Annotated in this window: 16 protein-coding genes; 9 read left to right on the top strand and 7 right to left on the bottom strand. The window is 69.8% G+C overall.

Features of this window, described 5'->3' with window-relative positions:
- The first annotated feature begins 232 nt into the window (after positions 1-232).
- Positions 233-1,828: an RICIN domain-containing protein gene (locus tag AB0P24_RS31540; RefSeq protein WP_365799980.1), complete on the top strand. Its 1,596-nt coding sequence runs from the start codon at positions 233-235 to the stop codon at positions 1,826-1,828.
- Between the two features lie 248 nt (positions 1,829-2,076).
- Positions 2,077-3,054: a LacI family DNA-binding transcriptional regulator gene (locus AB0P24_RS31535; protein ID WP_365799978.1), complete on the top strand. Its 978-nt coding sequence runs from the start codon at positions 2,077-2,079 to the stop codon at positions 3,052-3,054.
- 49 nt (positions 3,055-3,103) lie between these two features.
- Here AB0P24_RS31535 and AB0P24_RS31530 read toward each other — a convergent pair whose 3' ends face one another.
- From AB0P24_RS31530 to AB0P24_RS31500, 7 genes are all read right to left on the bottom strand, one after another.
- The gene (locus AB0P24_RS31530; protein ID WP_365800075.1) at positions 3,104-4,858 is read right to left on the bottom strand and encodes a cellulase family glycosylhydrolase; all 1,755 of its coding nucleotides are present in this window, start codon (positions 4,856-4,858) and stop codon (positions 3,104-3,106) included.
- Between the two features lie 165 nt (positions 4,859-5,023).
- Positions 5,024-6,535 (bottom strand): glycoside hydrolase family 43 protein, encoded by a 1,512-nt coding sequence (locus AB0P24_RS31525; protein WP_365799976.1) that lies wholly within the window; start codon positions 6,533-6,535, stop codon positions 5,024-5,026.
- A gap of 48 nt (positions 6,536-6,583) precedes the next feature.
- Positions 6,584-8,569 (bottom strand): beta-galactosidase, encoded by a 1,986-nt coding sequence (locus AB0P24_RS31520; protein ID WP_365799974.1) that lies wholly within the window; start codon positions 8,567-8,569, stop codon positions 6,584-6,586.
- The gene (locus AB0P24_RS31515) at positions 8,566-9,612 is read right to left on the bottom strand and encodes a LacI family DNA-binding transcriptional regulator (protein WP_365799972.1); all 1,047 of its coding nucleotides are present in this window, start codon (positions 9,610-9,612) and stop codon (positions 8,566-8,568) included. The genes AB0P24_RS31520 and AB0P24_RS31515 overlap by 4 nt, the downstream gene beginning before the upstream one ends.
- A 15-nt stretch (positions 9,613-9,627) precedes the next feature.
- Entirely contained in the window at positions 9,628-10,602 is a 975-nt protein-coding gene (locus AB0P24_RS31510) for a carbohydrate ABC transporter permease (RefSeq protein ID WP_365799970.1), read from the bottom strand.
- The gene (locus AB0P24_RS31505; RefSeq protein ID WP_365799968.1) at positions 10,599-11,546 is read right to left on the bottom strand and encodes an ABC transporter permease subunit; all 948 of its coding nucleotides are present in this window, start codon (positions 11,544-11,546) and stop codon (positions 10,599-10,601) included. The genes AB0P24_RS31510 and AB0P24_RS31505 overlap by 4 nt, the downstream gene beginning before the upstream one ends.
- Positions 11,543-13,222 carry a Tat pathway signal sequence domain protein gene (locus AB0P24_RS31500; protein ID WP_365799966.1) on the bottom strand — a complete coding sequence of 560 codons (1,680 nt, stop codon included), beginning with the start codon at positions 13,220-13,222 and terminating at the stop codon, positions 11,543-11,545. Before AB0P24_RS31500 ends, AB0P24_RS31505 begins: the two co-directional genes overlap by 4 nt.
- 654 nt (positions 13,223-13,876) lie before the next feature.
- Here AB0P24_RS31500 and AB0P24_RS31495 point away from each other — a divergent pair.
- The 7 genes from AB0P24_RS31495 to AB0P24_RS31465 all read left to right on the top strand — a co-directional run bounded on the left by AB0P24_RS31495 (position 13,877) and on the right by AB0P24_RS31465 (position 24,606).
- Complete coding sequence (locus tag AB0P24_RS31495; protein ID WP_365799964.1) at positions 13,877-15,385, top strand: alpha-L-fucosidase; 1,509 nt, start codon at positions 13,877-13,879, stop codon at positions 15,383-15,385.
- Positions 15,357-16,604, top strand: coding sequence for an ROK family transcriptional regulator (locus tag AB0P24_RS31490; RefSeq protein ID WP_365799962.1), 1,248 nt, complete (start codon positions 15,357-15,359; stop codon positions 16,602-16,604). Before AB0P24_RS31495 ends, AB0P24_RS31490 begins: the two co-directional genes overlap by 29 nt.
- A gap of 605 nt (positions 16,605-17,209) precedes the next feature.
- Positions 17,210-18,517 carry a sugar ABC transporter substrate-binding protein gene (locus AB0P24_RS31485; RefSeq protein WP_365799960.1) on the top strand — a complete coding sequence of 436 codons (1,308 nt, stop codon included), beginning with the start codon at positions 17,210-17,212 and terminating at the stop codon, positions 18,515-18,517.
- 163 nt (positions 18,518-18,680) lie between these two features.
- On the top strand, positions 18,681-19,532 hold the full coding sequence (locus AB0P24_RS31480; protein ID WP_365799958.1) for a sugar ABC transporter permease: 852 nt from the start codon (positions 18,681-18,683) through the stop codon (positions 19,530-19,532).
- Positions 19,529-20,383: a carbohydrate ABC transporter permease gene (locus tag AB0P24_RS31475; RefSeq protein WP_365799956.1), complete on the top strand. Its 855-nt coding sequence runs from the start codon at positions 19,529-19,531 to the stop codon at positions 20,381-20,383. The genes AB0P24_RS31480 and AB0P24_RS31475 overlap by 4 nt, the downstream gene beginning before the upstream one ends.
- Entirely contained in the window at positions 20,380-22,392 is a 2,013-nt protein-coding gene (locus AB0P24_RS31470; RefSeq protein ID WP_365799954.1) for a beta-galactosidase, read from the top strand. The genes AB0P24_RS31475 and AB0P24_RS31470 overlap by 4 nt, the downstream gene beginning before the upstream one ends.
- Positions 22,393-23,007: 615 nt before the next feature.
- Positions 23,008-24,606 (top strand): arabinofuranosidase catalytic domain-containing protein, encoded by a 1,599-nt coding sequence (locus AB0P24_RS31465; protein ID WP_365799952.1) that lies wholly within the window; start codon positions 23,008-23,010, stop codon positions 24,604-24,606.
- Positions 24,607-24,705 lie beyond the last annotated feature (99 nt).

The following is a 24,705-nucleotide window of genomic DNA, read 5'->3' as shown; positions in this document are numbered from 1 at the left end:
GGTACCGCCGGTAATTTATCTGAACTGCCGGGCAATTGAACTCGGGCCACGCCAAGTTCTTGTTTCCTGTGATGCGTGTGTGCAAAGGTGAGCCACCGCGCGGGAGGGTCCATAGACGGTGCGGCCGGCGGGCTGCTCGTTATGGACCCTAAAGGTATGCACCAATCAGCACCGCATTCCGTCAGGGCGGCATTTCGCATGCCCGCCCTGCGGCACGGAAGGAAATGGTTCAGTGCAACCCCCCTACCCCCCACGCCCGCCCTACCCGCCTCACCCCGGTTCGACCCCGGGGGACTCCGACCGCGATCTCATCGCCCAGCTCACCGGCGCCCCTGCGGCCAGACACCATGCCGTCGCCCTGCTGCTGGCCCGGCACTGGCGCGCCACCTGCGACTACGCCGTCGTCTGCCTGGCCGCCGCCACGCCCAACGCGCAACTCGTCGCCAGCGCCGCCTTCGAGCGGGTCCTCGGCGGACTGGCCGGCGGTGCGGCGGGCGCCACCCTGCGCCCGCAGCTCCTCGTGGCGGTACGGGAGACGGTCCGCGCGTGGGGCGCCGACGACGTCATTTCTGTCGTCGTACCGGAACTGCGCAAGACCACGGGCGGCCGCGGACTCAGCGCCGCAAGACCCGGCACCCCCGAAAGGCGCCAACTCGCGGAGCGCGCTTTCCAGGCCCTTCCGGCAGCGTCGCAATGCCTCCTCTGGCACTCCGAGGTCGAAGCCGAACCCATAAACATACCAGCCGGTCTGCTGGGTGTCGACACCGTCACCGCCGTGGCCGCTCTCGATCAGGCGCGCGAACAATTCAGGACCGAATTGGTGCGCGCCCACCGGGAACTCGCGCCCTCGAAGGAATGCCGCTTCTACAACCGGCTCCTCGACGTCCCTGTTCGCCGGGGCGGCTCTCTGCTCCCCGATGTGCAACGGCATCTGACCGACTGCCGGTACTGCCGGCAGGCCGCCGAGCAGCTCAGCCATTTCGACGGCGGCCTGGGGGTGCTGCTCGCCGAGACCGTGCTCGGCTGGGGCGCCCGCCGCTACCTCGACACGCGGCCCGGCCACGGCGCGGGCGTCGACGCCTGGACGGTCGCGGGCGAACCCGCACCCGCGGCGGTGCCCGGCGGACGGCACCGGCACCGCGTCGTGTCCCGGAGCGGACGCCGCAAGGCCGTGCTGGCCGGCGTCGGCCTGGTCTCCCTCGTGCTGCTCGCCACCGTGCTCGTGGCCAGGAGCTGGTCCGACGACCACGGTGTCCCGCGCCCCGGCGCCACCACCTGGGGAGCCCCCGGCGGCGGTACCACCCCGCCCGGCCGCGCCGCCCACCCGCCGCCCTCGGGCTCCCCGTCCGCGGCCTCCGCGAGCGAGCCCCTCGAGATCGACCACGGCAGACTGCGCAGCACCGGCGCCGGGCGCTGCGTCGACGTGCGCGGGGGCGAGAACGGGGTCCGGGTGGGTGCGGACCTGCGGCTCGGCCCGTGTTCGGACGCCGAGTCCCAGCAGTGGTCGTACCAGGACGACGGCCTGCTGCGCAGCGCGCTCGACCCCGCCCTGTGCGTCGCCGCCGACCCCGGCGCGCGCGGTGTCGTGGTCGCCGGCTGCCTGGTGCACGCGGGGGAGGTGTCGTACGACCTGACGGTGCACGGTGAACTCCTGCTGCGCTGGGACAAGGACCTCGCCCTGGCCGCCGACGGCACACGGGTGGTCGTGGCCCGGCGGAACGGGTCGGCCGCGCAGCGCTGGGAACTGGAGCCTGTTGCGACGCAGGGACGCGCTGCCGCGGTGCGCCCGGCAGGGCCGGCCCCCCTGCGGACAACAACCCCTACCTGATCCGCGTCCGGCCCGCTACCACCCCGTGCCGGACGCGAGGGTGTGTGCGTGCGGCCGCGCCGCCGACGTGGGTCCGCGTCCGGCCCAGGTGTTCTCCGACCTCCACAGCACTCACCGGCCCCCCTTGGGAGGTGCCAGAATGAGAGGCAGTTGGCGACGGGATGGGGACAAGGGAGACCGTGCCGGACAACCGAGCGGGAAGAGCGTCGACGGAAGACCACAGCGAGCGCGGCGGGGGACCCGCATCGGTGACGATCGCGTACATCGCCGAGTCGGCGGGCGTCTCGGTGCCCACCGTGTCGAAGGTGCTCAACGGCCGTTCCGGGGTGTCGGACGAGACCCGTGCCCGCGTCGAGCAGCTGATCCACCAGTACGGTTACCGCAAGCCCCCCAAGAACCGCGCCAACCTGGTGGAGCTCGTGTTCCGTGAACTGGAGAGCATGTGGGCCGTGGAGATCATCCGCGGTGTCGAGCGCGTGGCCCGCAGGAACCGTGCCGGTGTACTGGTGTCGGAGTTCGGGCTCCATGACACGTCGGCCCTGATCGACGACACGGTGGGACGGCGGCCCCAGTGTGTTCTGTCGGTTGCGCAGCTCTCCGAGGCGGAGCGGGAGCGGCTCAGGGCGAAGGGCATCCCGTTCGTGGTCTTCGACCCCATCGACGAACTCCCCGACGACGTGCCGTTCGTGGGTGCCACGAACTGGCGAGGCGGTCAGGCCGCGACCCGGCACCTGCTCGATCTGGGCCACCGGCGTATCGCCATGATCAGCGGGCCTGACCATCCCTTCTGCCGGGCCCGTCTGTCGGGTTACCTCTCCGCGCTGGCGGAGAGCGGCGTGCCGGCGGAACCCTGTCTCGTGGTGAAGACCCTGCTCACCCGGGAGGACGGCTGCGCCGCGGCGCGGGAACTGCTGTCCCGCCCCGACCGCCCCACCGCTGTGTTCACCGCGAACGACATGCAGGCGCTCGGTGTCTACCAGGCAGCGCGGGAGCTGGGACTGCGCATCCCGCACGATCTGAGCGTGGTGGGCTTCGACGACGTGCCGGTCGTGGCATGGGTGGATCCGCCCCTGACCACCGTCCATCAGCCGCTGGCCGAGATGGCGGCGGCCGCCACCGAGCTGGCCCTGGCGCTCGGCCGTGGCGAGGACGTGCCGCAGGTCGGACTGGAGATCGCCACCACCCTCACCGTCCGGGAGAGCACGGCTCCGCCGAAGGAGGAGTGAGGACGTGCCCTGGCTGCCCGGGTGGGCAGCCAGGACGAGGGCCGGCCGGTCAGGAGGCCGTGCCGGTGACCGAGCCTGTCGACTTCGTGACGTGGTACGTGGCGGTGGCGCCGCTCCAGAAGTCGAAGGTGAGTGTCACCGGCGCGCCGTCGGTGATCGCGGAGAGGAAGGCGGACGTGAGGGTGATGGAGTTGCCCGTGTAGTCGGGGGTGAAGGTGCTGTTGAACTCCTGGTAGGGCGTCCAGTTCGCCGGGCCGGCGTTGCTGCCGTCGGCGTACCTGGCCTCCATGGTCGCCAGCCTGTCACCGCGGAACTGCGTGGGGATGGTGAGGGAGCTGCTGGTGCCGGTCGCGTCGGACAGCACCGGGGGGTCGTAGCTGATGACGCTGATCTGCCAGGAGGCGCCCTGGGAGAACCTGGCCCGCAGGGTGGCGTCGACCCCGTAGGCCCGGTTGCCGGCCAGCCGGGTGAGAGCGGCCGCCGTCAGCGTGAGCTGGTTGCCGGAGACGGTGTAGTCCCGGCCGGAGGCCAGTTGGGTGCTGCCCTGCCACAGGCCCTGGAAGCTGGTGCCGTTCGGGTTCAGGGTGAGTGTCTGGGCGGTGATCGGGGCGGACTTGCGCACGTAGACCGTGTCGGAGGAGGCGGTGCCCGATCGGGTGCTCCAGCTGGCCTTGATCAGGTCCATCATGCCGGGATCCCGCCACTGCAGGGTGTTGCGGTTCAGGAACGAACCGGCGTCCCACAGAGCGGTGGTGACGCCGTTGCGGCGCGCCTGGTAGCCGAGGTCCTCGAAGTACTTCAGGGCCTCTCCCCGCTCGACGGAGTCGGTGTGGGTGTAGTCGGGGTAGCTGAGCAGGCCGTACTCGCCGAGGTAGACGGGGATGCCCTTGGCGACGAACGTGTCGTGCATGCGGGTGAAGGCGTCGCTCATGTCCTTCTGGGAGGTGGCGTCGTACCGGGTGCCGCCGGCGATGTTCACGCTGAACGGCCAGTAGCCGTAGTAGTGCACGGTGGCGACCAGGTTGCTGTCGTGCAGCGAACCCATCGTGCCGGCCAGGTTGTCCATGAGGTCCTGTGAGGGCGTGCAGCCCAGGGTGGGCAGGACCAGCATGCGGTCGGCGTTACCGCCGCCCGAGGAGCGGACGATGGTGTGGAAGGAGGTGTTCAGCTCGTTCAGGAACTGGGCCTTCTGCGTGTCCGTGGCGTTGTTGAACTGCGGCTCGTTGACGCTCTCGAACAACAGGGTGCGCGGCTCGTCCCGGAACGTCGTCGAGATCTGGGTCCAGGTCGAGTTGAAGCGGGCGAGCACCCCGTCGTGGTCGGTGGACATGTTCGCGATCCACTGCCACGAGTCGTGGTGGACGTTGAGCACGACGTAGAGGCCGTCGGCGAGCGCCCAGTCGACCACCTGCTTGACGCGGTTCATGAACGTGGCGTCGACGGTGTAGGGCGCGGCGGCCGACTGGTGGTCGTTCCACGTCACGGGGATCCGGACGCTGCGGAAGCCCTTGTCGCGGACGGCGTCGAACATCGCCTTGGTGATGGCCGGGTTGCCCCAGGACGTCTCGTCCGGAATGGCGTCGAGGGTGTTGCCCACGTTCCAGCTGGGCTGCATGGCGGCGACGGCGTCCACGGCGGTGGCCGGAACCCTGACCGCCGGCCGTGCCGGGTGCGTCGCACCCGCGGCCGCGGCGACCGCGGTGCCGCCGGGCAGCCCCAGGACGACGAGCAGCGCCAGCAGTAACGCGGCCAGGCGGCCGGGGCCCTGAGCGCGCCGGCGCGCGCGGTGTCGTACGGTGCTGATGTCCTTCACGTGATCATCCTTTTCGGTCGGTCGTGCGGGTGATCCGAACCGGGCCCGGCAGCGGCGGGTCGCCGCTGCCGGCCACGCCTGAAAGTGATGGTCCGTCGGGTGACGGGACGTGTGCCGCTCCGCGGTGCGGCGGTCTGCGTCCTGTCTGCCGGAGGGTCAGCGACCTACTGGTTCGTAGTCGAACCAGTCGAAGTGGACGGTGCCTGCCGCGGCGTACATGCCGATGACCCGGCCGCTGAAGCCGCCGGCGACCTCGGTCGACAGGTAGCGGCCGTCGAGTTCCGCGAGCACGGTGAAAGTGCCGTCGGGGTCCTCGACGCCGAGGCAGACGACGTCGGGTCCGGTGCACGGCCCGTGCGGAGGCGCCGGCTCCCTCGTCGTGACGCCGAGGACCACGGGTCCCTCGGGCACGGGCCGCGTCGCCACGACCGTGCGCAGGGAGCCGATCCGCGCGATCACCCGCACCTGACCGCCGGATGCCTCGACGGCGTAGTGGTGCCGCTCGTCCAGCCGGACGGCGAGCCCGCCGCGTCCCTCGGAGGGATCGACCAGGGTGCGGGCCCGGCACGCCAGATGCTGCTGGCGCCGGCCGGTGAACACCACGTCGGGCTCGTCCAGGGAGTCGCCCCGTGCGCGGAGTGTCAGCCAGCCGGGGCGCTCCTTGGTGCTGCAGTGCTCGGCGGACCGGTCCCGCAGGGAGATCCAGGTCGGCCGCAGCTCGCTGAGGCCGAAGTCGTCCCGGTGCTCCTCGGCGGGGCCGGGGACGAGCGGCCAGGGCGGCGCGGGCAGGTCCAGGGCGACCTCGCCGACGACCGGCCACCCGTCCTCCCAGGTCACGGGTGTCAGGAAGGTCTCCCGGCCGAGCACGTGCCAGCCGGGGGTGCCGCCGCGCGGCCGTACGCCGAGGAAGACCAGCCACCAGGAGCCGTCGTGTGCCTGGACCAGGTCCGCGTGACCGGTGTTCTGCACGGGGTGGTCGGTGCTGCGGTGGGTGAGGACCGGGTTGGCCGGGCACGGTTCGAACGGGCCGGTGGGCGTACGGCTGCGGGCGATCGAGACGCAGTGGCCGCGTTCGGTGCCGCCCTCGGCGATGAGCAGGTACCAGTAGTCCCCGACCCGGTACAGGTGCGGTGCCTCCGGGGCCTTGGCGCCGGGTGCGCCGGACCACAGCTTGCGCGGCGTGCCGTACGTCTGTCCGGTGGTGGGGTCGATGCGGACCTGGGCGATCCCGGCGAACGTGCACCAGCAGGTGCCGTCCTCGTCCCAGGCCAGGTCGGGATCGATGCCGGGCACGCCCGGTACCCGTACGGGATCCGACCAGGGGCCGGTGGGATCGGTCGCCGTGACGATCAGGTTGCCGGCGCCCTCGGCCACATTGGTGACCATCAGCCAGAAGCGTCCGTCGTGGTGGCGCAGGGTGGGGGCGTAGATCCCGCCGGAGGACGGCATCGAGGCCGGCAGGCGCAGTTGTCCGGGACGGTCCAGGGCGTTGCCGATCTGCGTCCAGTGCACCAGGTCGCGGCTGTGGAAGAGGGGTACGCCGGGGAAGTACTCGAAACTGGAGCAGGCGAGGTAGTAGTCGTCGCCGACGCGGCAGACGCTGGGGTCGGGGTGGAAGCCGGGGATCACGGGGTTGGCCACGCGGGCGGCCTGGTGCTGAAGGGGCACCCCTTCTGTCCTTTCGTCGGGTGAACCGCCGGACGGCGGTTCAGGCAGTCACGGCCTGCGCAGCACCGCGCCACCACCGGGCGGCACCTGGTGCGCGAGTGCACCGGTCATCAGGTCGTGGGCGGGGTCCGGCAGGGGCACGGCCTCGGCGCGGTGGTTGATCACGACGTGCCAGCGCCGGCCGTCGGGTGCGTGCCGGGTGACGGCTTCGACACCGGCCGGCAGACCCGGCAGCTCCGGCTCGACGCCGGCTTCTTCCAGCAGGCGGCCGACCAGCGCGCCGTAGCCGGCGTCGTCCAGACGGGTGGACAGGTACCAGCCCTGCCCGTTGCCGAGACCGTTCCGGGTGAGTGCCGGGCTGTCCGTGAGCATGCCGCGGGTGTACGCGGCGAGCGTCTGCGCGCCTTCGGACCGCAGGGACTCGCTCCAGACCGTTCCGTACGAGCCGTCCGACAGGGCGATCCGCTCGTCCTGCCGCAGCGGCCGGTACTCCTCCACCCGGATGCCCAGCGCCTCGCGCAGCGCCGCGGCGGGATAGCCGCCCAGCCGGGCGTGCATGCGTTCGTCGACATATCCGGCCGCGTGCTGGACGAGGAGGATCCCGCCGTCGGCGACGTAGCGGCGCAGGTTCTCCGCGCCCGCGTCGGAGAGAAGGAAGAGGGCCGGGGCGATGACGAGCCGGTAGCGGCTCAACTCGTGCTCCGGGTGGGCGAAGTCGACGGTGACGCCCGTGTCCCACAGCGCCCGGTGGGCTCGCAGGAGTGCCGTGTGGTAGTCGAGGCCGGTGGACGGCAGACCGTCCACGCCGAGCGCCCACCAGGCGTCGGGGTCGTGCAGCACGGCCACCGGCGCGGTGACCGTCGACCCCGCCAGCTCGGCCAGCCGGGCGACCGCCTCGCCGGTCTGTGTGACCTCGCGGAAGATCCGGCTGTCGGGCCCCGCGTGCGGGACCATCGCGGAGTGCCAGGTCTCGGCGCCGGCCCGGGACTGCCGCCACTGGAAGAACAGGGCGCCCTCCGAACCGCGCGCGATGTGCCCGAGGGTGTGCCGCAGGATCTCCCCGGGTTCCTTGCCGAGCACGCGGTCGCCGTCGTAGACGGTGCTGGTGCCCTGCTCCATCAGCAGCCAGGGGCGGCCGCCGGCCAGAGAGCGGGTACGGTCGGCGTGGAACGCGGCGTCGGCCGCGGCGTCCAGGCCGGGTGCGCCCGGATACTGGTCGGAGGTGACGATGTCGAGCTCGCGGGCGAAGGCCCACAGGTCAACGTTCTGATAGGCGGGCAGCATAAGGTTGGTGGTCACCGGCCGGTCGCTGTGCGCGCGGATCGCGTCGCGCTGCTCGCGGAACGCGGCGATGATCTGGTCGGACCAGAATCGGCGGAAGTCAAGGGCCTGGCCCGGATTCCTGTGCCATTGCGTCGCGCGGGGCGGCAGCACTTGCTCCCAGGAGGTGTAGCGCTGGCTCCAGAAGGCCGTTCCCCACGCCTGGTTGAGGGAGCCCAGCGAGCCGTGCCGGGCGCGCAGCCACACCCGGAAGGCCGCGGCCGTGTGGTCGCACCAGCACAGCGTGCCGTACTCGTTGTGCACGTGCCACAGGGCGACGGCGGGGTGGTCGCCGTACCGCTCGGCCAGGGCGGCGGCCATCCGGCGGGCCGCGTCGCGGTAGGCGGGCGCGGTGAGGCAGTAGGTGTCGCGGCTGCCGTGGGTGAGGCGGGTGCCGTCGGGCCTGACGGCCAGTGCGTCGGGGTGGGCCAGGGTGAACCAGGGGGGCGGTGACGCGGTCGGGGTGGCGAGGTCGACGGCGACGCCGCCTGCGTGCAGGCGGTCGATGTGGGCGTCGAGCCAGGCGAAGTCGTAGCGCCCTTCCTCGGGTTCGAGCAGGGCCCAGGAGAAGACGCCCACGGTGGCCAGGTTGACTCCGGCCCGGCGCATGAGCGTGTCGTCCTCCTTCCAGACCGTCTCGTCCCACTGTTCGGGGTTGTAGTCCCCACCGAAGGCGAGGCCGCCCAGGCGGTCGGTGATGCTGCGCGTTGTCATGAGGGTTCCTCGGGCAGGGGGAGCCGGGTGCTTCGAGCAGTGCTCTGACGTACGGTCAGAGTCGTGGTGAGAAGGGTCAGTTCGTCTTCAGGGCGGTCGCCCCGCAACGCGGCGGTGAGCCGGGCGATCATCTGGTCGACCGCCACGCGGCCCAGCTCTCGCGTCGGGCCGGACACCGCGGTCAGCGCGGGTGCGTGCTGTTCGGCGACCTGGTCCGGGCACAGGGCCACCACCGAGGCGTCCTCGGGCACGCGGCGCCCGGCGGCGCGCAGCAGGCTGAGCAACGGGCCGACGGCCGCCTCGTTCTGCACCACGAATCCGGTGGTGCCGGGACGGTCGGCGAGAATACGGGCGAGGGTCCCGGCGGTGCTTTCGTAGGTGCCCTCGCACGGTCGGTACAGGAAGCGCATGCCCCGCCGTCCCGCCCGCTCGCGGAAGCCGACGAGGGTGCGCGCGGCGTATCCGGCGCGCCGTTCGTAGACGCCGGACGCGTAGCCGATGAAGGCGACCTCCCGGTGGCCGAGATCGGCGAGGTGGTCGGCGCACAGGGCACCGGCGGCGGTGAAGTCGTGGTCGACGCAGGACAGTCCGTGCGGCTCGTCGGGCACGCCGATCAGCACTGCCTGCGTGCCCTGGGCGCGCAACGCCGGGACGCGCGGATCGTCCAGCTCGACGTCCATGAGGATCACGCCGTCGGCCAGCCCGCTCGCCGCGACGCGCCGCACTCCCTCGGGGCCTTCGTCATTGGTGACCATCAGGATGTCGTAGCCGTGCCGTCGGGCCGCCGTGGTGACGGAGACGGCGATCTCCATCATGATCGGCACGTACACGCCGCGGTGCAGCGGCACCACCAGCGCGATGATGTGCGATCGGCGGCCGGCCAGGCTCCGGGCACCGGCGTTGGGGTGGAAGCCCAGTTCCGCCACGGCACGCAGGACGCGGCCCCGTGTCTCCTCGGAGATCGGGCGGATGCCGCTGAGGGCGTAGCTGACCGTGCTGGACGAGACGCCCGCATGTCGTGCCACGTCGGCGATGGTGACCAAGCGTCGGCATCCTTCCTAGCCCTTGACGGCACCGGTGAGCACACCGGTCCGGAAGTGCTTCTGGAGGAACGGGTAGACGATCAGCAGCGGCACCAGGGTCAGTACGACGACCGCCATTTGCAGCGACAGCGGCGCGGTCTGCGCGTGCGTGGTGCCGAACCCGCCGTTGAGCGATCCCGGCAGCCCGTTGCCTCGGTTGACGTAGGTGAGCAGGACGTACTGCAGCGGCCACTTCTGGCTGTCCGTGGGCATGTACAACATCACGTTGAAGAAGGAGTTCCAGTAGCCGACGCCGTAGAAGAGGGCGATCACCGCGGTCACCGCCCGGGACGTGGGCAGGACGACGGACCACAGGACCCGCCAGTCCCCGGCGCCGTCCATCCGCGCGGCGTCGATCAGTTCGGCGGAGGTCTCCGAGTAGAAGGAGCGCAGCACCAGGATGTTGAACACCGACACCGCGCTCGGCAGGATCAGCGCCCACCACTGGCCGTAGCCGCCGAGACCGGTGACGACCAGGAAGGTGGGGATCAGGCCGCCGTTGACGAACATCGTGACGATCAGCAGCACCAGCAGCCAGCGGTGCCCGAAGGAGCGGGGCCGCGACAGGCCGTAGGCGCACAGCACGGAGACCGCTATGGAGAGGGCCGTGCCGACTGCGGTGATGCCGAGGCTCACCAGCAGGGCGGTGCGCACGGTCGGGTCGCCCAGCATCTCCCGGTACGCCTGCACGGTCAGGCCGTCCGGCCAGATCACCAGGCCCCCGGCCCGGTTGATGGCGCCCGGGGTGGAGAAGCTGGTCACCACGATGATCCACAACGGGACCAGGACGACCGCCACCACCCCGGTCAGGGTCACTCCCTTGGCGGCCTGTCCCGCCGGGGTCGGGGGTTCCTCCCAGGAAGGCCGCTCCGCCCGCGTCGCGCCCCGGACGGCCCGTGCGGCCGGACCGCCCTTCGCCTGTCTGCGGCCGAGTGTGAATGCGTTCGTCATTTCCGGTACAACCCGTCCTCGCCGAAGGCGTGCGCCAGCTTGTTGGCGCCCCAGATGAGCAGCAGCGAGATCACGCTCTTGAAGAGCCCGGCCGCCGCGCCGTAGCCGTAGTTGTTCGTGGCGATGCCGTAGTAGAAGGAGAAGGTGTCCAGCACGTCGGCCGTCTCGTGGCCGACCGCGTCACGCTGGATCAGGAACTGCTCGAAGCCCACCGACAGGGCGTTGCCGAGCCGCAGTACCAGCATCAGCACGATCACGCCCCGCAGGCCCGGCAGCGTGACGTGCCACATCCGCCGGAAACGGCCGGCGCCGTCCGCGGCGGCCGCCTCGTAGAGTTCGGTGTTGATGGCGCTGAGGGCGGCGAGGAAGACGATGATCCCCCAGCCCGCCTCCTTCCACACCGCCTGGGAGGTCGCCAGCAGCGCGAAGGTGTGCGGGTTGCTCATGATGTCCCAGGTGCCGATGTCGTGGGCGCGCAGGAACTGGTTGAGCACGCCCGCGCCGCCGAGCATCTGCTGGAAGACCGTGAGGGTGAGCACCCAGGAGAAGAAGTGCGGCAGGTACACGATCGCCTGGACGGTGTTGCGCACCCGTTCGCTGAGCACCGTGTTCAGCAGCAGGGCCAGGGCGACGGGGACCGGGAAGAACAGGATCAGCTGGACGAAGCTGAGGTACAGCGTGTTCTGCAGGGCGTGCCAGAACTGCGGGTCGCCCAGGAGCTGGTGGAACTGGTCGAAACCGGCCCATTCGCTGTGCCACACCCCGGTCAGGGGGTCGTAGTACTGGAACGCGGTCACCAGGCCGAACAGCGGCGCGTAGTTGAAGACGAGCAGCAGGACGACCGCCGGGACCGTCATGACCAGCAGGGTTCGGTCGCGCCGCAACCTGATCCGCCAGGTCAGCCGCGCGGGCGGCCGGCTCTCCTGCGCGCGCGCCGTGCTCACTGGCCGGTGTTGTACTTGTCGAGGACGTTCTCCGTCATCCAGCGCTTGAGCCGGTCCCCGCTGCCCGACTTCCAGCTCGCGATGGCGGCCTGCACGTCCTTGACCTTCTTCTTGCCGTGGTAGCAGTCCTTGATGGTGTCCTCGACGGACTGTGCGGCACTGGCCGTGGCCATCGCCTGCGGCATGCTGATGTTCATGTTGAAGAACACCGGCTTGTACAGGCGCTTCACATTGGCGGCCTGCCAGGCGGCGTAGTCCTTGGTGACGACGTCGGCGCCCTGGTTGCTGAGCACGGCGGGTGGTGCGGCGAGGAAGGGGTAGGTCGCCGCCTGGACGTATTTCCTGCCCTCAGCGGTCGACGTCGGCACGCCGTCCTGCATCGTGTAGTGGACGCCCTCGACGCCGAAGTTGACCATCGTGTACTCGCGTGAACCGTACGGCGCGGCGAGGTAGTCGGCCACCGCCAGCAGCTCCTCGATCTGATGGGGCTTGAGCCTCGCGTTGAGGTAACTGATGATGCTGGTCGAGGCGCCCATGAAGGTGCGCGGTGTGCTCTTGCCGTCGGCGGCGAAGATGTTGAACGCGCCCCGGCGGTAGTTCTTGTCGGCGGCCGTGCCGTTCTGGTGGTCGGAGAGGTTCCAGGCGCCCATTCCCCCGCCCGAGACCAGCACCTTTCCGGCGTAGAAGCGGGTGGCGGCGTTGGCGTTGTTGCCGGCGACCGCGTCGGGATGCATGTAGCCGGCGGTGGCCAGCCGGTAGTGCCAGTCGAGGGCCTCCAGGAACCGCGGCATCTCGTACTTGTGGACCAGTTTGCCGTCCTCGATCCCCCATCCGGGGGGCACGTCCCAGAAGGGGAAGAGGTACGTCCACACGTCGTCGAAGGCCCACACGCCGCGCTTGGCGTCGGTGAGCTCCTTGCCCAGGCTCATCATGTCGTCCGCGGACGTGACCTGATCGGCCGTGATGCCCTTCGGTTCCAGGATGTCGCGGCGGTAGAACGTGGTGCCGGCGATGACGAAACTGGTGGGGCCGCACGGAATGCCGTACAGCTTGTTGCCCCAGGCCCCGACCTGCCAGGCACCGGTCGGGAGGGCGGCCAGGTTGGGGTACTTCTTGATCTTGTCGCCGGACAGGTAGGGCGTCAGGTCCGCGAGCTGCGTACCGACCAGCTGGCCGACGCTGAAGTTGTTGTTCCACCAGTTCGGCAGCTGGATCCAGTCGGGCAGCCGTTTCGCGGCCGTCATCGTCGGGACGATGGTGGCGTAGTTGTTGCCGTCCGCGGGCTTCATGGTGAGGTCGACGCCGAGGGCCTTGTTCATGGCCTGGTAGAAGGAGTTGCCGGGCGTCGGCACGGTGCCCCACAGCGGGGTGACCGCGGTGTAGCTGCCGCCCTTGCCCGGTGTGCCGGAGACCGTGGCGACCTGCTCGGACGGGTAGTGCAGGAACGCCGGATCGGTCGCCGCGCCCTCGCTGCCCGGCACGGAGGCGATGTCCGGCCTGACGGACGTGCTCGGCACATACGCCGGCAGGGCCGCCTTCAGACCCGCCCTCGTGTTCGTGCCCGTGCGCTGCTGTCCGCCGTCCCCGCAGGCGGACAGCAGCGGTGCGAGTACGGCCGCACCGGCGACCGAGGTTGCTGTGCTGACGAACTTCCTGCGGTTCAACTCTTGACCCATGGAGGCGGCCCTTCCCCTTCGGAGGCGTCGAAGCGCTTCACCTGGCAGGCGAAGGTAATGACAGGTTTCGCGCAAAACAAGGGGCCCAGCACAAGGAAACTTTCTTTGACGGGGGCCATTGACAGCCTGTCAGGCCGGTGGCAGCGTCGAAGCGCTTCGACATTGTGTGGGCGAGCGAAACCGCACCTCAACCGACATCAACGCCGCCTGCCTTCGCGCCGCCCCGGTGCCCAAGCACTTCCTCGCCTACGGCAACGAGAACGACCGCCGCGTCGCAACCTGTGTGGCCAGGGCCGGCTGGTCTGCGAGGCGGGCACCGTGGTGTTTCGGAGTCACGGCCTGCGGCACGGAGGTCGGCACTTCTCCGGGGGCCCGTGGACCTCGACCACGCCGGGCGCTGATCCAAAGCCCTTCACGTCGACCGTTGTTTTCTCATCGGCAGCGGCTGTCTCGACCGGGGCAGCCGCGTTGCCTCCGCGGGCGTTCCCCCGCGGTTTTCGATCGCGGCCCAGAGCCCGTACCGATCCTCGTGGCTGTGACGTGCGGAGGTGAGCGCGGTGGTCGTATGGACCAACACTCCGGCAGAAGGATAGGGTCTCGGTTTGTAAACCGAGGTGACAAACGTAGGTGCCAACTGCGAACGGGACGATTCGAATGACCGGTGACATCCTGCCCCCTTCTCGTGCCGCCGATGCCCTCGACGAGGTCCGGGCGCTGACCACGGTGCGGCCCAGCGCGCGACAGGTGGCGTGGCAGTCGATGGAGTTCTATGCCTTCATCCACTTCGGCATGAACACGATGACGGATCGCGAGTGGGGTCTGGGCGGCGAGGACCCGGCCCTGTTCGACCCGTCCGGCCTGGATGTCGATCAGTGGATGTCGGTGATCGCCGCGGCGGGGATGACAGGTGCCGTCCTCACGGCCAAACACCACGACGGATTCTGCCTGTGGCCCTCGCAGGTGGCCGCGCACTCGGTCGCCGCCGCCAGATGGCAGGGGGGAAAGGGCGACCTCGTGCGGCTCGTGGCCGATGCGGCGCGGCGCCATGGTCTGAAGTTCGGGATCTACCTCTCGCCGTGGGACCGAACGGAGGCGTCGTACGGCTCGGGGAAGGCGTACGACGACTTCTTCGTGCGCCAGCTGGAGGAGCTGCTGTCCGGATACGGCGAGGTCTTCTCGGTCTGGTTCGACGGCGCCAACGGCGAGGGCCCCGACGGCGCGCACCAGCTGTACGACTGGGAGCGCTACTACGCGGTCGTACGGCGTCTGCAACCCGGTGCCGTGATCTCCGTCTGCGGCCCGGACGTCCGGTGGTGCGGCAACGAGGCCGGGCACACCCGGCCTGACGAATGGAGCGTCGTACCCGCCGCACTGCGCGACGCCGAACGCGTCGCGGATCGCTCGCAGCATGCCGACGACGGAGTCTTCTCCCGGCTCATCCGAAGCGACGACGAGGACCTGGGCAGCCGCGAGGCCCTCGCCGGCCGCTTTGACGATCTCGTGTGGTACCCCGCCGAGGTGAACACGTCCATCCGGCCGGGGTGGTTCTATCACCAGAACGAGGACGACTCCGTTCGCTCCGCCGACGAACTCTTCGATCTGTGGTGTGACGCGGTCGGTGGGAACGCGTGCCTGCTGCTCAACGTGCCGCCCGACCGCCGCGGACTTGTGGCCGCCCCCGACGTCGCCGCCCTGACGGGACTGGGCGAACGTATCCGGATGTTCCGGAACGGAGTGCTGGACGCGGAAATTCAGCTGTCGTCCGGGGCGCCGCGCACGCAGGCCGGCGGGTCCGTGGCCGACGGGGCCGCCCTCACCCGCCTGGCCGGGGATGCGGCAGCACCGTACGTGTGGCGACCGGAGGCGGTCGATGCCGTGCCGACCGTCTCGCTCGCCCTCGCCGGCCCCACCGAGGTCGGCGCCGTGGTGATCCGCGAGGACATCACGCAGGGGCAGCGCCTCGAACGAGTGGTGATAATCGGGGTGTCCGACGGGAGCGAACGGGTGCTGGCCGAGGCGAACTCGGTCGGTTACCAGCGTATTCTGCGCTTTCCTCCACAGGTCGTCGACAAGGTGGAGGTCAGGCTCGAAGCATCCCGCGGGCTGCCGGTGATCCGTACGATCGCAGTGATCGATGCCGACGGAGCGTGGCCTCGGAGATGAACACCATGCATCGACCGCGCCGTGGCATGTGGCTGGCGAAAGTGTGTTGGATGTATTCATGACAAGCGCACCTGACGATCTCACCCCGGGTTCCGGATCCGATGCCGGATGGCCGCAGCTGCATCCGACGACGCAGTCGGCGTACAACCGCATTCTCTGGAACGGGGGACTCTCCAAGAGCGAGGTGGCGAAAAAGCTCGGCCTGTCCCGCACCCGGATGACGGCGATCGCACGCGATCTCGAGGCCGCGGGTCTCATCGTCGAAGGCGGCAGGGAACAGAGGGCCAGCACGGGACGCCCCGCGGACATGCTGCTCGCCAGGACCGACCTCTTCCACTTCCTCGGCGTACACGTCCGCGCGGGCGAACTGGTCGCCGCGGGAATCGATCTGACCAACAAGGTGGTCTGGGAGCGGCGGCAGCACGTCGACGAGCTGGAGCCGTCCGTCATCGGCGCGCAATGTCGCGCCTGGCTGGCCGAGGCGAAGGCCGACGGCCTGCGGGTGGCCGCTCTGGCCCTGTGCGGATCGGTGGAGCGGATCGACGGAGCCGCGGAAGGGGTCGGCCTCCAGGCGGTGGCGCCCGAGGCGACCCGGTCGCAATGGGAGAAGGAGTTCGGCATACCGGTATGGGCCGAAGACGACATCGTGGCCCTCACCGCGTTCGAGCAGTGGCCGCGCCTGGCCGAGGGACAGGACAGCATGGCCCTCATTTCCCTCGGGCGGGAGATCGGGTTCGGACTGGTTGCCGACCGCAAGATCATCCTGGGTGCGCACCGCAGGGCGGGAAGGTTCTCCCACGTTCTGGTCGCGGCTGACGGCGCGAGGTGCCCCCTGGGGCATCGCGGCTGCCTGTGGGCGGAGAGTTCCACGACCTCGATCGTGCACGATGTCGTCGGCGCCCGGACACTCGGTGACGTCATCGATCGAGCCGCGGCGGGCGAGCAGACGGCGCGTGAGCGACTGGCGCGCGCTGCGCGCGGGATCGGCGTGGCGGCCGGACACATCCTGAACCTGCTTGATCCCGACAAGGTGATCTTGACGGGGGACAGCCCGTCGATCCTCGATTCCCGTACCGAGGACTTCGACGAGGGGATGCGCACCGTGTACACCGTGCCGGACTCGCCCGTCGTCGAGGTCACGGTGTTCGATTTCCTCGAATGGGCACGCGCGGCGGCCGGCCTGGCGCTGTACCGGCGGCTCGCCGAGTACGACCACTGAGATGTCCCAACTGGCCTTGGCGGCAAGGGGGTAGAGGCTGTCCGGCACGCGGGGGCCGGCACCCCCCCCGGAGGGGGGTGCCCCCAGCGGCGTTGTCGTCGGTCGCCGACGTCCCCCGGCCTTCGGCCGGAAGGTGCGCCCACCGCGTCGATTCCCCCCGCCTTGCACGCCTGGCCCGCTCCGTCCCCGGGAAAGCCGCCCTGATCTCTGCATCCGGTGACGCCACGGTCCTGGTGGGGGCCGTCATGCTCTGCTCGCGCCGGCCCCCGTTGACGCCGCCGGACAGGCCGGCGTCCCGGCTCACGGCACAGGCCGGGCCGGTGCGTACTGCTGCCCGTCGGGCGCAGACGACCTCTTCGCAGGGCGGCTGGCTTCCAACCCCACGCAGGTGAACCCCGGTTGCGGTGCAAACCGCGGTGGTCCACCCCCTCTGGGCACCGTTCGGTCCAGCGTCGCCTGCGCCCGACGCCCCGTTCCCGTGGCGGGAAAGGTCTGTCGCGCGGGCAGGCGCACCAGGGTTTGTCACCTCCATTGACAAACTCTGGTGGTGCGAGTGATGCTCGTCGCCGCGAGAGACCGAGTCCGCTCCGAGTCAAGGGAGACTCATGCGTACCAGGAAGTTCCGCAGGACCTTGGCTGCTGTGGCCGCCGCGGTCGGCACCGCGCTCCTCGCTTCCGCCTGTTCGGATGGAAGCGCCGCCACCTCCTCCGGGGGGCAGGTCACCCTGCAGTACTGGGCGTGGGCGCCCGGAAGCGCGCAGGAAGTCAAGGAGTTCAACCGCACACATCCGGACATCAAGGTGGTCCACACCGACGCCGGCGGTGGCGAGCAGTCCTCCGCCAAGCTGCTGGCCGCGATTCGCGCGGGCAACGCCCCCGATCTCGCGCTCGTGGAGAACACGTCGCTGCCTCGCATGATTGTCGCCGGCGCGCCGTTGGACATCACCGACTACGTCTCCGACGTCCGGAAGAACTACTCGCGCGGTTCGTGGGCGCAGACGACCTTCAGCGGCCGGACGTACGGACTGCCGCAGGACGTCGGCCCCATGGCACTGGTCTACCGCAAGGACGTCTTCGACAAGTACGGCATCAAGGCGCCTTTGACGTGGGAGGACTACCGCAAGGCGGCCGCCGAGATCAAGGCCCGCAACCCCAAGCTCACGATGGCTTCCCTGAGCACCGACGGATGGGGCTGGTACGCCGCCGTGGCGGCGCAGGCCGGCGACGACTGGTGGTCGGTCCACGGGGACAAGTGGACTGTCGACATCGACGGTGCGAACTCCCGTAAGGTGATGGACTTCTTCCAGGGGATGTTCAAGGACGGGCTCATCGCGGCCGATCCGATCCTGACGCCGACGTACAACCAGCAGCTGAACAACGGCACCATGCTGTCCTGGCCCTCCGCTGCCTGGGCTCCTGGTGTCATCTACGGTGTGGCGCCGAAGACCGCCGGCAAGTGGGCTCTCGCGCCCCTGCCCCGGTGGAACGCGAACGACCCGACCGTCTCGTTCCAGGGCGGCTCCTCGGTCGTCGTCACCTCCAAGTCCAAGCACCCCAAGGAAGCCGCGGAGTTCGCGAAGTGGCTCAACGCCGGTGACAAGGGCGCGAAGCTGATCCTCAACGTGCAGAACGGCTATCCCGCCGCACTGTCGGGACAAGAAGCCGCCACGGCGCAGAAGCCGCCCGCTCTCATGCCGCAGCAGACCGACTACTACAAGGTCGTCGCCGAGATCGCCAAGCACACCCGCCCGGTGACCTGGGGCCCGAACACGGACGTCGCAGCGACCGCGTTCACCGACGCGATGAACGCGGCCGTGCACAACGGCACGTCATGGGCGGACGTCCTGACCGTCACGCAGAAAGCCGTCGTGAACGACCTGAAGAAGCAGGGGTTCAAGGTGAGCGAGGGATAGAGCCGCGACCTGAAGGAAAGCGCAGAGCGTCAGAGAGGGCATCCGCATGACCAACACAGCCGTTGCCGACACGGACACCCGGTCTGTGACGGCGGCCGCTCCGCCGCCGACCCGTCGCCGCGGTCGTCGGAGTATCGCGCCGTACCTGTTCAGCGCACCAGCCATGGTGCTGTACACCGTGTTCACGGTGATCCCCGTGGTGTACGCGTTCGGCTCCAGCTTCTACGCCCAGCGGCGGACCGGCGGCGGCGCCCTTGGCACCCGCTCCACGGTGTTCGTCTGGTTCGACAACTACGTCTCGGTCTTCCAGGACGCCCAACTGGCCGCCGGGCTCAGACATCTGGTGCTCTACGGGATCATCGCGGTGCCGTTGACCCTGGGGCTCGCGCTGCTCTTCGCTCTGCTGCTGGACGCGCCGGGGGTGAAACTGCGGCGTTTCGGGCGCACGGCGATCTTCATTCCCTATGCCGTGCCCGGCGTCGTGGCCGCGCTGATGTGGGGGTTCATGTATCTGGCGGGGACGAGCCCGTTCTCGCACGTCACTCGGTCCCTCGGCTGGGGGGACATTCCCTTCCTCGGACCGAGCGGAATCTACGGCTCGCTCGCCAACATCTCCGTCTGGGGCGGCACGGGATTCAACATGCTCGTCATCTACACGGCGTTGCGCAGCATCCCCCACGAGCTGATCGAGGCCGCCCGCCTGGACGGGGCCAACGAGATCCAGATCGCCCTCCGTGTCAAGGTGCCACTGGTCGGGCCGGCGCTGCTCCTGACCGCGATCTTCGCGCTGCTGGGAACTCTCCAGCTCTACGGCGAGCCGCTGATGCTCAAACCTTTGACGAACACCATCTCCAACACGTGGGTTCCGCTCATGTCGATCTACCAGGACGCGTTCGCGCTCGACGATCTCCATGACGCGGCGGCGGCGTCGATCGTCCTGGCTGTCGGTACCGCGCTGGTGTCGATCGGAGTCCTGGCATTGGTCCGCATCTCGACGAGACGGGGTATGCGATGAGCACGACCGACGAGAGGTCGCGCGAACGAACCAAGATTGTCCCCACGCTCATCATGGTGGCGGGTGCGATCTACTGCCTCCTTCCCGTGGCCTGGGTGTTCGTCGCTGCGAGCAAGGCCCCTGGCGAGCTGTTCGACTCGTTCACCTTCGCCCCCGGAACCGGTCTGATCGACAATCTCGGCGACCTCTTCTCCTATGACGGCGGTGCCTACGGACTGTGGGCGTCGAACTCGCTCCTGTACGCCGGCGTGGGCGGTGTCCTGTCGACGTTCGTGTCGGCCTCCGCGGGCTACGCCCTGGCGAAGTCCGAGTTCCGAGGCGGCCGGATCTTCTTCGCCGCCATCCTCGCGGGGCTGCTCATCCCCGGCATCACCCTCGCGGTGCCGCAGTACCTGCTGCTGTCCGACCTGCATCTGGCCGGCACGCAGTGGTCGGTGCTGCTCCCGAGCATCCTGAGCCCGTTCGGTATCTATCTCTGCCGGGTGTACGCAGCGAGTGCCATCCCGACGCAGGTACTCGAAGCCGCCCGGATCGACGGCGCCGGAGAGTGGCGGATCTTCCGCAGCGTCGTGCTCCCCCTCATGGGGCCGGGGATGGTGACGGTGTTCCTGCTGCAGTTCGTCGGCATCTGGAACAACTTCCTGCTGCCGTACATCATGCTCTCCGACACCCGCACCTTCCCTCTGACGGTCGGGTTGAACTCCCTGCTCGAACGCGGCTCCGGCTCGCCGGCGCTGTACACGCTCGCCATCGTCGGCGCCGCGCTCGCGATCGTCCCCCTCATCGCCCTGGTGCTGTTCCTGCAACGGTTCTGGCGCCTCGACCTCATCGCTGGAGGAGTCAAAGGATGACTTGGTCCCACGTCGACAACGCCTGGCCCACACGCGGGCTGAGCTACGGAGCCGACTACAACCCGGAACAGTGGGACAGGGACGTGTGGAAGGAAGACGTCCGCCTGATGACGCAGGCGGGGGTCAACATCGTCTCGCTCGGCATCTTCTCCTGGGGCCTCGTCGAAGTCGCGGACGGAGAGTTCGACTGGGAGTGGATGGACGAGATCGTCGACCTCCTGGCGAGCAACGGCATCGCCATCGACCTCGCCACACCGACGGCCGCGCCCCCGGGTTGGCTGCTGGCGGCACACCCCGAGATCTACCCCGTCGACCACGACATGCAGCCGCACTGGCCCGGCGCCCGGCTCGGCTGGTGCCCGAGCAGCCCGGTCTTCCGCACGTATGCGCTCCGCATGGTCCGGGCGCTCGCCGACCGCTACGGTCACCGTGATCACGTCGTCATGTGGCACGTCAGCAACGAGCTGGGCGGCGGCAACGGCCGCTGTCACTGCGACACGTCGGCGGCTGCGTTCCGCGACTGGCTCCGACACAAGTACGGGACTCTCGACGCGCTGAACAAGGCATGGGGCACCGCCTTCTGGGGCCACACCTACCGCGACTTCGCGCACATCCTCCCGCCCCGCGGCAACGACGCGAAGAATCCGTCCCTCGTCCTCGACTTCGACCGCTTCTCCTCGGACGAGCTCTTGGCGCACTACCTTGCCGAGCGCGACGTGCTCAAGAGCGTCACGCCCGACCTCCCGGTCACGACGAACTTCATGGCGGGCGCCGAGCCCGACGTCGTCGACTACCCCCGGTGGGCACGCCACATGGACATCGTCGCGAACGACCACTACACGCGCTCACCCGACCCGCTCCCCGAGCAGGACGTCGCCTTCTCCGGCGACCGCATGCGAGCGATGACGACGCAGCGCCGTCCGTGGATGCTCATGGAGCACTCGACCAGCGCCGTCAGCTGGCAGCCGCGCAACCGCGCCAAGGCGCCGGGAGAGATGATCCGCAACAGCCTGAGCCATGTCGGTCACGGCTCCGACGGTATCCTGTTCTTCCAGTGGCGCGCCTCCCGGGCCGGGGCGGAGCAGTTCCACTCGGCGATGGTTCCCCACGCCGGCGAGGACACCGAGCTCCACCGCGACGTGTGCAAGCTGGGCCAGTACCTCCAGCGCCTCGCCCCGGTCATGGGCTCACGCACTCCCCAGGCCCGCGTCGGCATCCTCTTCGACGACGAGGCGGGCTGGGCGATGACGAAGGGAGTCAAGCCGAACAACCACCTCGCCTACGGACGCGTCGTCCGGGACTGGCACCACGCGTTCTGGCGGCTGAACGAGAGTATCGAGGTCCTCTCGCCCTGGGCCGATTTCACCGGGTACGAGGTGCTCGTGGTGCCGGGGCTCTTCCTGACCGACGACGACACCGCGGCGCGCGTGAGTGCCTTCGCCGAGGCGGGCGGCACGGTCGTGGTCGGCTTCCTCTCGGGGATCGTGGACGAGCACGACCAGGTGAGGCCCGGCGGGTATCCCGGCGCGTTTCGTGAGCTGCTGGGCGCCTGGTGCGAGGAGTTCCGGCCGTTGCAGGAGGGTGAGACGTTCACCCTCGACAACGGATGGTCCGGCACGGAGTGGACCGAACTCGTCCGCGTGCGCGACGCCGACGTGATCGCCCGCTACAGCGGGGGCCACCTCAGCGGCCGTCCGGCGATCACGTCGCGTGCGCTCGGGACCGGGGGCCGTGCGGTCTACGTCTCGGCCGGACTCGACAGCGATGCGTTGCTCGACATGGCCCGTTCCCTGGTGCGCCCCACCGACCTCGCGGACGTGCCGAAGGGGCTCGAAGTGCTCGTGCGCCTCAACGACGAAGAGGTCTTCACCTTCTTCGTCAACCACGCGGACGACGTCGCGATCGTTCCGGCGCGGGGCCGCGAGATGCTCACGGACGAACCGGTCGGCGGAGAGCTGCGCATACCGGCCGGAGAGGTGCGGGTCGTGAGGTCAGGCACCCCGAACTGAACCTGGCAGACCCCTACCGCCGTCGGTTCCGGCTACGAACCGGTCGACGTCAACAGCGGAGATCGACACGCACCGAGCCACGTCCGACCACGGTGCGGCAGCCGTCGCAGGAGACGGTGCGGACCGTCGAGCGAATCGGTTCGACGCAAGCGCTTCAACAGGAGGCCGCGACCGGCGGTGTGCGGGGTCACTGGCGTACCACGAGCCGACAGCGGCGCCGACGCGCGGACCGCGGCCCGGCCGCCTCGGCCAGTGCCATCCGAACGGGCGTTTAGAGGCCGGTCCGTTCGGCCGTGTCCCCCTGCTCAACAGCATGAGGACGGGGCATCCGGGTGATCCGGGCCGGGCGCCGGGCACACCCGCCTCTCCCTCGGCGTCCGCGCGGCAGGCGGCCGCGGGGCCGTCCGGGTGCCGCCACACCGCAACTTTTCGACCACTCCGAGAGCTTGCGAACCGCGGGAATTAGGAGTCGAATCGGTTCCGCTCAGGTTCACAACGGGGACTCCGCACTCTCTCTGCAATCTCACTGCACAACGGAACGTTCAAGCGCTTCGGCATGTGCCGGCACCGCCACCACAACCCGCACGGGCCGCGCCGGCACGGTAGGGAGATCAGATGGGAACCACACGTAACGGACGCCGTCTGCTGCCCGGACGCGGTGGCATCGAGCGGTTACTCGTGGCGGTGCGCCACCGCGGCAGTCCGCAACATCCGCCGGCCCGGGCATACGGCCCTCCATCGGCGCGTTCCGCCCGCTCCCGGTGGAGGACGTTCGCACGGGCGGGGGCCGCGGTCGCGCTCGTCGCCGGAGCGCTGGCCGGGGCCACGGCCACAGCCGGCACGGCCACGGCCGCCACGTCCGGGCCGTGCGACATCTACGCGTCAGGCGGTACGCCCTGCGTGGCGGCGCACAGCACCACGCGAGCGTTGTACGCCTCGTACAACGGGCCGCTCTACCAGGTCCGGCGCGCCTCGGACAACACCACCCGGAACATCGGCGTCCTGAGCGCGGGCGGGTACGCCGACGCCGCCGCGCAGGACTCGTTCTGCTCGGGGACGACCTGCCTGATCACGGTCATCTACGACCAGTCGGGCCGCGGCAACGACCTCACCCAGGCGCCCGGGGGCGGTGCGGCGGGCGGCCCCGACAACCTCGCGAACGCGACCGCCGCACCCACCACGGTGGGCGGTCACAAGGCGTACGGCGTCTTCGTGGCACCCGGCACGGGGTACCGCAACAACCACACCAACGGCATCGCCACCGGGGACAACCCCGAGGGCATGTACGCGATCTTCGACGGCACGCACTACAACGGCGGCTGCTGCTTCGACTACGGCAACGCGGAGACGGACAGCAACGACGACGGCAACGGCACCATGGAAGCCATCTACTTCGGCAACATCAGGGTCTGGGGCTACGGTTCGGGCAACGGACCGTGGATCATGGCCGACCTGGAGAACGGCCTGTACTCCGGAGTCAACGCGGGCTACAACGCCAACGACCCGACCGTCAACTACCGGTACACGACCGCCATCATCAAGGGCGGCCCGAACCACTGGGCGATCCGTGGCGGCAACGCGCAGTCCGGTGGCCTGTCCACCTTCTACGACGGAGCGCGTCCCAACGTCGCGGGCTACAACCCGATGCGGAAGCAGGGTGCCATCATCCTGGGCACCGGCGGCGACAACAGCAAGGGCGCCCAGGGCACCTTCTACGAGGGCGTGATGACCTCCGGCTACCCGTCGGACGCCACCGAGAACGCGGTTCAGGCCAACATCACCGCGGCCGGATACAGCAACGCCTCCTCCGGCGGGACGAGCACCGGCGCGCTGCACGCGGTGGGTGCGGGCAAGTGCCTGGACGTGCCGAACTCGTCGACCACGGCCGGCACACAGGTGCAGATCTGGGACTGCAGCGGCGGCGCCAACCAGACCTGGACCCGTACGTCCTCCAACCAGCTGACCGTCTACAGCGGCAGCAGCCAGATGTGCCTGGACGCGTACAACAACCAGACGTCCGCCGGCACCAAGGTGGTGACCTGGCCGTGCAACGGCGGTGCCAACCAGCAATGGCTGGTGAACTCCGACGGCACCGTCACCGGCACCCAGTCCGGGCTCTGCCTCGACGTCACCGGTGCCTCCACGGCCAACGGCGCCCTGGCGGAACTCTGGACGTGCAACGGCGGCTCCAACCAGCAATGGAACCTCAGTTGACCTGAAGGCTCCCGGTCGTGGGGGGGGGGGGGCCCCCCCCCCCCCCCCCGCCCCCCCCCCCGCCCCCCGGGGGGGGGGGGGGCGGGGCCCCGCCCCCCC

The sequence above is a fragment of the Streptomyces sp. NPDC086519 genome (assembly GCF_040686075.1).
GTDB lineage: Bacteria > Actinomycetota > Actinomycetes > Streptomycetales > Streptomycetaceae > Streptomyces > Streptomyces shenzhenensis.
The sequence above is the reverse complement of the archived record's forward strand: the minus strand, read 5'-3'. Positions and strand labels throughout refer to the sequence as shown.

What these genes read in the sequence shown, in the direction of transcription:
- AB0P24_RS31490 (WP_365799962.1), top strand. Translation starts at nt 15,357, where the DNA reads ATGCCGACGGAGCGTGGCCTCGGAGATGAACACCATGCATCGACCGCG.
- AB0P24_RS31500 (WP_365799966.1), bottom strand. Translation starts at nt 13,222, where the DNA reads ATGGGTCAAGAGTTGAACCGCAGGAAGTTCGTCAGCACAGCAACCTCG.
- AB0P24_RS31520 (WP_365799974.1), bottom strand. Translation starts at nt 8,569, where the DNA reads ATGACAACGCGCAGCATCACCGACCGCCTGGGCGGCCTCGCCTTCGGT.
- AB0P24_RS31475 (WP_365799956.1), top strand. Translation starts at nt 19,529, where the DNA reads ATGAGCACGACCGACGAGAGGTCGCGCGAACGAACCAAGATTGTCCCC.
- AB0P24_RS31465 (WP_365799952.1), top strand. Translation starts at nt 23,008, where the DNA reads ATGGGAACCACACGTAACGGACGCCGTCTGCTGCCCGGACGCGGTGGC.
- AB0P24_RS31470 (WP_365799954.1), top strand. Translation starts at nt 20,380, where the DNA reads ATGACTTGGTCCCACGTCGACAACGCCTGGCCCACACGCGGGCTGAGC.
- AB0P24_RS31510 (WP_365799970.1), bottom strand. Translation starts at nt 10,602, where the DNA reads ATGACGAACGCATTCACACTCGGCCGCAGACAGGCGAAGGGCGGTCCG.
- AB0P24_RS31485 (WP_365799960.1), top strand. Translation starts at nt 17,210, where the DNA reads ATGCGTACCAGGAAGTTCCGCAGGACCTTGGCTGCTGTGGCCGCCGCG.
- AB0P24_RS31480 (WP_365799958.1), top strand. Translation starts at nt 18,681, where the DNA reads ATGGTGCTGTACACCGTGTTCACGGTGATCCCCGTGGTGTACGCGTTC.
- AB0P24_RS31495 (WP_365799964.1), top strand. Translation starts at nt 13,877, where the DNA reads ATGACCGGTGACATCCTGCCCCCTTCTCGTGCCGCCGATGCCCTCGAC.